This window comes from Geminocystis sp. CENA526, from assembly GCF_050753365.1.
Taxonomy (GTDB): domain Bacteria; phylum Cyanobacteriota; class Cyanobacteriia; order Cyanobacteriales; family Cyanobacteriaceae; genus Geminocystis.
The window spans coordinates 1-10,409 of record NZ_JBLZFY010000126.1 but is presented as its reverse complement, the minus strand read 5'-3'; the positions used below and the strand labels follow the sequence as shown (position 1 = coordinate 10,409).

Annotated in this window: 1 protein-coding gene; it reads right to left on the bottom strand. The window is 40.0% G+C overall.

The genetic code is table 11. The annotated features are described in order from the left end of the window. Nucleotides 1–10,039 (bottom strand): Calx-beta domain-containing protein (locus tag ACN4EE_RS20325; RefSeq protein ID WP_431708325.1); only part of this gene is annotated, 10,039 nt, incomplete at its 3' end. Nucleotides 10,040–10,409 lie beyond the last annotated feature (370 nt).

The following is a 10,409-nucleotide window of genomic DNA, read 5'->3' as shown; positions in this document are numbered from 1 at the left end:
AGATTAGATTTTCTACATGATTAGGTAAAGTATAGGTGATAGTAGAGATAACAGTATCAATTCCCTCATTGAGTTTTTCGACTACTATGTCATTGGCATTATCCACATAATAAGTATCATCTCCTTTACCACCTACCATTCTGTCCGCACCCGTGCCACCATTGAGAGTATCATTACCATTACCACCATTTAAGGTGTCGTTACCATCACCCCCATTAAGGCGATTATTGTCACTATTCCCCGTGATGCGATTAGCAAGGGTATTACCCGTACCGTTAATATTACCTGTACCTTCTAAGATTAGATTTTCTACATGGTTAGGTAAAGTATAGGTGATGTTCGATCGCACCGTATCAATTCCTTCATTAGCATTTTCGATAACTCGATCGCCCGTGTTATCCACATAGTAGGTATCGTTTCCTTTACCCCCTCTGAGGGTGTCAGCACCCGTGCCACCATTAAGGATATTATTACCATTGTTACCCGTAATCACATTATTAAGACTATTACCACTACCATTAATATTACCTGTACCTTCTAAAATGAGATTTTCCACATGATTCGGTAAAGTATAGGTGATGTTCGATCGAACTGTATCTGTACCCTGATTCAGGACTTCGATAACTCGATCGCCCGTATTGTCCACATAGTAGGTATCGTTGCCTTTCCCCCCGGCCATTCTGTCAGCTCCCGTACCACCTATCAAAGTATCGTTACCATCACCACCATTTAAGGTATCATTCCCTTCACCGCCGTTAAGGCGATTATTGCCACTATTTCCTTGAATGATATTATTTCCTGCATTACCCGTTCCGTTGATATTACCTGTGCCTGTTAAAGTTAAATTTTCTACATTAGACCTTAAGGTTGTATTAATGTCGGCGAAAACAGTATCAGTGATAGTTGTAGTTGCCGTTGCACGTCCCAACGTACTATTAAAAGGATTAGTTAATCTTAAAGTGAATGTCTCATTAGGTTCATTGATAGAATCATTAAGGATCGGGATACTGATGGTTTTAGTAATTTCTCCAGGTAAGAATGTTAAAGTACCATTGGTAGCCGTATAGTCAGCCCCCGCCGTAGCAGTGCCATTAGCCGTAGAATATTGTACTGAAACATTTTGATTGCCGGGTTCAGAAAGAGTAACCGTATATAAAACATTCTGAGGGCTAGTAAAACCTTCTACCACTGTTTGATTACCACTAAGGTTAATTTGAGGAATAATTATAGGAGTGGTGGTTTCTAAAATTAAAGACCAACCTCCCTGAATAGTTCCAGATGCTATTCTTTCGTCATCCATAACATATAGATTCCATTGCCCGTTGGGATTAGTTCTGTTAAAAATGGAAAAATCGGCTTTATAGGGTCCACTGGGGGCGGGAGATTTAAAAATGTCGTTGGTCTCAAAATCCGTTGGCTTGTAAGTTCCTGTAATAATTTGGTCATTCTGAGATAAGAACTGGGAAGCGGAAGGATCAATAGTTAAAGTCACTTTATTTAAGGCTTTTGTCCCCCCAACATCTGACATTACGAGGGATTTTGCACCAGTAGGACTAACTAGCAGTATATCAATATCTTTTGCCCAGCTATGACTAATATTTCGCAGAACTACTTGAACTTTGTTAATGTTACCATCAAGCCCTGAAACATTAATGGCTGAAGGATAGGGATTACTCTGATCATTATCCACAATGGAGATAGCATTGTTATTGTTAAAGGTGTTGACTACTAAAATTTCATCGTTTCTGATCGTTCCTCTCGCAGTGGCAGTGGTAATAATTGCTCCATTACTGGGATTGGATAATCTGACGGTAAATTGTTCGTCAGGCTCAAAATCTAAATCCCCCCTGACTCGCACTGTGATCCTTTTTGATTCTTCTCCCACCGCAAAATCAATTTTACCAGAAGGAAATATCCCGTTAGCAAAATCGTCTTTGTCGGCTCGATTTGCTCCCGAACCAGTGACTGCCCATTCAACACTGTTGGCAATGTTTAGATTTCCTGTCCGAATCACGTCAAAAGTAAAGGGGGTTGTTCCACTATGGCCTTCATTTTTGTTAGCACTGACGGCTTTGATTTCCACGAAGGTTTCCATATCTAGGATCAATTTATAAGTTCCAGATGTGGAGGGATTGATATTAACCGGACTTTCTTCAAGAAAAGGAGAGGGAGATTCATTGCCACTGGCACTAACTCGAATGTAATAATCCCCCGTTTCAGGAGCAGTGAGGGTTAAAAATGGCTCGTTAGAAATCTCCATATTTTCCGTTGGATTTTCGGCTTCGGGATCAAATATGATTCTTTTATCACTAAATCCGAGTTTTTCACCTTGAGAGTTATAAAACTCAATCATGGCATCTAAGGGAGAGTTAATGTCCCCAGTGATAACTTTAACGTTAATTACATCCCCTTGATTCAGTTGAATTTTATAAAAGTCCACATCTCTAGATGGAGATTTACTAGCATTGTTGCCGATCGCCCCTGTATATTCAAAACTTCTTTTTGTTTCAGGATTCAAGCCTGTATCGAACGCAGTTAAAATCGTCTCTCCTTCTGCATCTAAGGCGGTTATTCTGATTCGTGCATTTCTAATAACGCTACTAAAGGCTGTGTTTCCGCCATTACTACTGGTATTGACATACCGCCCTACCTTACCAGTTCTTTGATCCCATGCTCGGAAGCTGAAGATAGCATTACCGACAAAATTACTGTTAGGAAGAAAACGAATCCGACTGAAACTATCTAGCAACAAAGCAGAAGTTTCACTGACGGGGTTAATGTTTAACCATGTCTCGCCAAAATCTAGGGAATACTGCCATTTACCATTATTGTTGTTAATCGCAGTTAGTGCGATCGACTTTTGGGGGTTGCCGTCTTTATCGGTGATGACGTTATCGGGAATAATATCGGCGATAAGATTACCGAGGGGAATAATATTTTTATTGGTGATGGAGGTTAGGTTGCCCAGAATAGATGAAGAATCGGGTAAAACGGGGGCGGTATTAGTAATGGCAATTCGAGCAGTACCATTAGCGACACTAAAAGGTGTTTCTCCTCCATTCGTGTTAGTATTTGCCGTTGATCCTGCCACACCGATACTTCCATCCCATGCTTTAAAATTAAAGGTAGCGTTACCTACAAAATTAGTGTTAGGAATAAAACGGATACGATGATTATTTTGTAAGAGTCGAGCTTGGCTTTGACTAACGTTACCAAAGTTTAACCAACTCTCCCCGTTATTAGTGGAGTATTGCCATGTACCATTACTATCGTTAACTGACGTAACGGCGATCGCCTTAATTGCTCCATCGGCATCGGTAATGACACCATTGGGAACGATCTGAGCAACGGTTCTACCTGTACTCTCTTTGTTATTGTGACTGATTGAAGGTAAAGTTGCATTGTTACTAAGACTTAAAACAGGAGCGGTGTTAAAGACTTTGATGGTAGCGGTGCGAGTTTCTGCACTGAAGGGGGTTGTTCCACCAGTGGCACTTACGTTGAAAGTTTCTCCACCATTTCCGTTAGTTTGATCCCATGCTCGGAAGGTAAAAGAGGCTTCCCCTAAGTAACCGCTATTAGGCACAAAGCGGATTTTATGTTCTGAATTGAGTAAACGGGCGTTGGCTTCGCTCACTTCTCCTACATCCTGCCAATTATCATTATTGGTGGCAAATTGCCATTTACCGTTACTGTTATCCACAGAGATAAGTGCGATCGACTTAGGCTGGTATTGAATCCATCCCGACCCAGCTAAGTCCCCGGAATTGAGGGGAACAAATCTCGAAAACCCATCCATAATCGTATGATTGGGGATGAGAGAATCAATGGTACGCCCAACAGGATTGGTATTCTTATAGCTTAAATCGGAGATTTCCAGTGTTGATCTAGTATCGAGATAGGGAGCTAGGTTAGTGATTTCTACTTTGACCGTCCCAATACCACTGCTGTAAGGAGTATCGCCACCATGGGCCGTTATGCGCCCTATCTTGGACACAGCAAAGTCATTCCGATCCGGTTGATCGGTCATGTCCCATAGGCGAAATTGAAAGCTAGATTCACCAATGTAGCCTTGATCGGGTACAAAACGCATTCGGACATCAGGCCCTAAAAGTCGGGAAAAGATGTCACTGTAGTTGTTGGATCGTTCGTCATAACCGTTAAAGCTGTTCCAGAGATTGATCTCATGCCTACTGCTCAACCAAGATGTTCCATTATCATTAGAAAACTGCCAATCTCCATTGGTATTATCTACGTTAGTAACAGCAATACCTAAGACATCTCCATCATAGTCAACCATTGTGACCGGGTTCCCGTAAGAATAATTACCAACACTGCTATTTAACGAAACTAAGGTCTCAACGGTGCTGTAGGAAAAATCATCATCGAGATAAATAGATCCATATCCAAGAGAAGCAATTAAGTTCAGAAATGGGTAATTTATTGCTTCTACCAAAACAGGGGCATTGTTAATAGACTTTAACCCTGTTCCCCAAATGTAATCATTTTTATGTGCAGAAACATCACTGGGCTGATCACTGGTAGTGGCTCTACCAAACAATGCCATACCTAACCTATCGTCGGGATCCAACAAAAGAGCATTGGGGAAAAAGTTAATACCATTCTGAGCTTCCCCTTGAGCATTAGCTTTATGCCAAATTCCAGATGCAGACTGAAAAGTAAGCGCCGGATTAGTCGTTCCTTCGTATTTTGTAATCCACGAACTACCGCCAATTATTTTTTGTGAGGTATCTTTAACATCAGTTTTACCTGTGACATAAACATTATCATTTTCATCAACTGACAACCCAGTAACAATTTGTCTAGGTTTAAATACCTTTCCACTACCGACATGATCAAATGTCACAAAAACCCCTGAACTTGTTGAAATATAAACTTCATCACGCGCACTCCAGTCTTTCGTATAAAGACCAGTAACTATATCATCGGGTTTAATATGTTCAAAATCTATACCAAATTCATCATTTTTAGATACATAATATCTAATTCCCTCGACTTCCTGCGTAATAGAGTATCCTGATTGACCAGAAGGCTTATTAATTCTTGCGAAGTATATGTCTCGCGTATTGTTAGCCCTGTTTTTAAAAACATCATAGCCAGGATCATAAGAACTTAAAACAAAATCAGTGGTTCTAAATCCAGCAACGCCAAAACTATCTGGGCCAGTTACATGAATTTTGTTGGCAACCACACCATAGCCGAAGTCAATAGAACCTATTTGTTGCAAATTGCTGTTGTAAACAATGACTCTGTTATCGGGTTTTAAATCTCCTCCTTGGGCACCCTTAATGTTAAACAGTGCATATATATTTCCCTCTTGATCTGTGGCAATGTCCACAGGATAACGAGTGCCGTTGGTGGTATTAGTTACACTGATTGACGTGTGAGCACCAGTTCTAGTATTTAACTTTACTAGTTGACCATGATAGTTATCGATACCTAGAAAAGCACTATAGCTTACATAAACTGTATCAGGATCTGTTTGAGACCAAGCAATTTTTGCTCTCGTATCGGAATATTGGGTTCCTATTGCCCATAACGGTCGTCTTTCGCCAGTTTTAATATCAACCTGAGTTAACCAAATATCATTATGTCCCCCAAAATGAGTTTGCCCACTCCAAAGAATACCCGTTGTATTGCCAACTAAAAATACGCTTCGTCCTGCTAACACAGCATCGTGTAGAATGATACCGGGAGGCTTTTGTAAATCTGAAGGATCTTGATTGCTCTTTATTTCAAGACTCCAGGTGTTTTCAGGTGGTTCTAACAACATTTCTACTTTGCCAGTAGCCACTTCTGAACTAAAAGCTGAATTACCTCCCGTTTTAGTGATGTTGACTGTTGATCCAGAAGGAAAGTCATCTGTGCGATCCCAGGCTCGAAACTGAAACGTGGATTGCCGCCAACTTCTATCGGCTTTTGCCTTAAGTGCCTCAATTACATCAACATCCGGATTGAAACGAAGTCGATCACTGGCTTTTAATAAAAGAGCATTGCTTTCACTAACAGCAGGAACACCATGCCAAGTTCTGCCATTGTCTGTAGAATATTCCCATGTGCCAATTCTATTGTTATCGAAATATGTAACAGCGATCGCCTTTTGAGCTACATCTGGATCGATAATCCCACCATCAGGAACGATCTCGGAAATTAAATTTCCATTATTTACATTAGGTATCAGATCAACTCCGTCTAGGTCAAAGTTGCCACCGGCAATTTTAGGAGCAATATTGAAGTGTTTTAGTATAGTATTACCAGTAATATTCGTAACAACTCCAGTTGAATTACGATGTCCTATATTTTCAATCAGGTATAGAGGTGTTCTTGTATTCTGGGCACGGAAGAAAAAGTTTTTGATGGTTAAATCAGAAGCCCTTGAGAAAGTGCCATCCCGATTAAGATCAATAATTAAATCTTGTCCGTCTCTATGGAAATGGCGAGAGTCAGCATCTAAATTCTGATCGAAGGAAAAGGGAAGCCATACTTGATCGTTATCGTTAAAGAACCCATTGTAATCTTCAATGACTGTACCTCCTGCATCTTTACTGATCCAATAAGTATCATTGCCCGAAGGTACATTTGCATTTTGATTTGAATAACCTCCATTGAGATAATTTGCTCCACCGATAGCATAGAGAATATCATTACCTGCTTCACCATAGAGGGTATTATTCCCCTGCTCTCCTCTCAGAATATCATTCCCCGAACCACCATAAAGAGTATCATTTCCATAACCACCTAAAAGGGAATCGTCTCCCTCTCCACCGTAAATTTTATCGTTTCCAAAACCACCGTTAATGGTGTCATTTCCTATCTCTCCATAAAGAGTATCATCACCACTACCACCGTTAATTATGTCATTACCAGCACCGCCATAGACAACGTCATTACCACTACCACCGTCTAGCAAATCCTGTTGAGAACTTCCATAAAGAGTATCGTTACCAGAACCACCGTATAGTCTGTTGCTTGGTTGTCCAGAAACGGTAACACCGCCTCCTGCTCTCAGAATATCATGGCCATCACCACCATAGAGGGTATCATTGCCGTTACCTCCATCTAACACATCATTCCCCGTGCCACCATAAAGGGTGTCATTACCATCACCACCATAGAGGGTATCATTCCCCGCTTCACCATAAAGCAAATCATTACCTGTACCACCATGGAGAGCGTCATGGCCATTACCGCCATAAAGGGTGTCATTTCCTGCGTCGCCATGGAGAGTATCATTGCCATTGTCGCCGAAAAGCCGATCATGCCCACCTCTACCGTACAACTGATCATCTCCGTCTCCCCCTCGTAGTGTATCGGCTAATGCTCCACCATTGATAACGTCATTACCAGTGCCACCATCGAAATAAATAGTTTTTTGTAAATTTTCTGCTACATTTAAAATATCATTACCATTGCCTCCATCCCCTCGAATTTGATTTACTCCACCGAAGTTCTGGGTATGACCAAATCCACTAACCTGCACATCGCCACTGATGGAAATTCCTTCGTTGATAATACCTGAAATATCAGAGGCTCGATTTCCTGCCGCCATACCTGTATGAAGTACCAAAACTCCGCCACTGACACTAGCTAAGTTAGGATTGTAAGGGGGACGATAGTTAGAAAAGGTGCGATCGTACAATGTGTAAGTAGCAAATTGCTGTTCCCATTTTTTCTTTAAGGGCCAGACTCCTATTTCTGCTCGTCCGTGAAGTCCTGCGGTAAGGGTAGTAGTAGTTTCAAAGGCATCAAAGAGACTGTTAAACTGTCCAAATTCATCGATTCTAACTTTGCCATCACCATCTGGATCAATTAAATTAAAGCCAAGAGTACCCTCTATATTGCCACCGATAAAAGCCTTAGCTACTGTAATATCTACTCCTCCTTCAATACGAAGTCTTCCCCTGATAATAGCTTCTGCAATATCTGCACCAGTACCATCTGCATTTTGACGAGTGCTTACATAAAAACCCTGAGCTAAATCAGAAGCATTATTACTGCTAAAATACCGACGTAGCCCACGAGTGTCATACCCTAATCCCAAATTAACGCCAATACCTAAATCAGCACCAATATTAACCCCCAAAGGACCTAATACCGAGATAAAATAATCATAGGAAAAATTAGCACCTAAATTAGTTTGAAAGGTTACTAGATTAAGATCTTGTCCTAGTAAAAAATTAAATGCTTGAGTCGGATTTTCTACTAGGGGAAATCCAAAGGCTGTATTAAGAAAGAAAGTGTTATTAGTACCAGATTGAGAAGCTAAATTACTGAAAAAGTTGCTGTTATTCAATGTTTGAACATTAGTTAAAGCACTTCCAAAGTTAGGATTATTAGGGTTAAAATTAGGGTTAACGGTAAACTTACCTAGATTAACAGTCGTTGTTCCACTACCGCCCAAATTGCTGAAAGCATCTAGGGTATTAAATATTTGGATCAGATTATTAACTTGTGGCCCATAGTTAGTACCATTTTGTATATCTGCCAGATAAATAAAATCGATAAAGTTGACCTTACCGTCTTTATTACCAATACCTTGATCTAACATACTAATAAACGGTCTTTCGCCAAAAATATTTAGATCTGATAATGGTTTTATGTCTTGAGATAAAGTATCAACTACAGGTCTAATGGGGTTAATTATGTTTTGTATGTATCGTGAATAACCACCTAAAAACGAGGCATTAAATTGCAAAGCAACATTATCAAAATTAGTGCTTAAGTTGCCATTGTTATAGTTTAATCCCAAATTAAAGGCAAAATCGGGGAGATCGATATTTACACCAGAAAATACATTAATTTCTGGTAGTACAATTCTACCATCCAAATTAATACCGCCGTTGAGCACAGGTTGATTAAAAGTGCTACCGTCCAAAGGAACGTTGAAATTGAAGTTAAGATTATTAGTCTGAGAGGAATTTTTAGTTAAATTTAGAGGTAAAAAACCTAAATTACCATTGACATTGAAAGTGCTAAGATTTAAGCCTAAACCGACATTAAGAGATCTTCCTGTGACGGATGGTGACGTTAACCCACTAGAATTAAGAGTAAAGCGGAAGGGGCTAGATTGAAGGGAGAGATTAGGGGTAATTGAACCAGTGGTGTTTAACTTCAAGGGGAGGTTATTTAAGCCTAAGTTTTCCGAAAAAGTTACACCAGAAATATTCTGACTTCTGTTTAAGTTTAAATCAAAGGCAACTTGACTAGAACTTAGGGTAACGTTAGAAATAGATAACCCTGTATTTGCTAATCGGTTGTTGATGGTAGTTTGAATGGTTGTGTTACTGGTAGTAGAAAGATTTGATATACCAGCTAATCCGTTACGGGCATTTTGAATCCAACTGGAAAAGTCGGCATTAGCCAAATTATTGCCGATGAGAGGTAAAGATACTTGATTGAGACGAGAAACAGAAGATTCAAGAAAATTGAGAAATCGATCTATACCAATTAATATCTGATCAATGTTTCCTCCTAAATAACCAACATTTTGTTCGATAATTACTTCATAACCGTCAATGGTAACGATCGCACTGTCATCTTCGATTCGTAAATCTTGCCATTCATCGGGAGTCAATTCTATGCCTTGTAAGAGGGCAGAAAATATCGCTCCTTCGTCTCCCTGAGTATCTTCAATATTAATTTGTGAATCGATCCAGTGTCCAATTTCTTCTAAAATTACTCCTGCGATTTGTTGGGTTGAGGCGTTGTTTAAGAATAAGTCAGATAAGTAGATAGTATTGGTAGAAATGGCAAAAGCACCGTTAGCATTACCAAGAGTACCACTGCTGAGGATTTCGATCGCAGGTAAGTTATTAAAACTTTGATTCCCAAAAGCGGAAAAAATAAAAGTAGCGAGGTTAGTATCGTAGTTATCCCCAAAGGCTAGAGATAAATATTCTTGGAGGCTTTCATTGAGGGCGGCATCAAGGAGAAAGTCTTGGGCGAGGGAGAGGGCTTGGGTATATTTGCTCATGGAGGCATAAATACGTTTGATAAAACATTTATACAAATTTAACATTTTTTCGATCGATGTGACTACTTTTTGGGGTAAAGGTCACGAAATTGTAACAATCGGATTGATCCCCCCTAACCCCTCTTGAAAAAAGGGGGGAACTAATAAGTTCGATCGATTGGGGATTGCTTCGTACCTCCCAATGACAGGATAGGGAAGTTCGATCGAGTTGGGGAGATTGCTTCGTGCCTCGCAATGACAGAGAGGGGGAGTTCGATCGATATGAGGAATTGTGGGGAGGGTTCGATCGGGACAAGATGAGATTAAAATTAAATATAATAAACAAAAGATAAGAGGATAAATTATGTTAAAAACTATTGAAGGAACTTATCATCAAGGAAAAATAACCTTAGAGAAAATACCTGAAAATATCCCT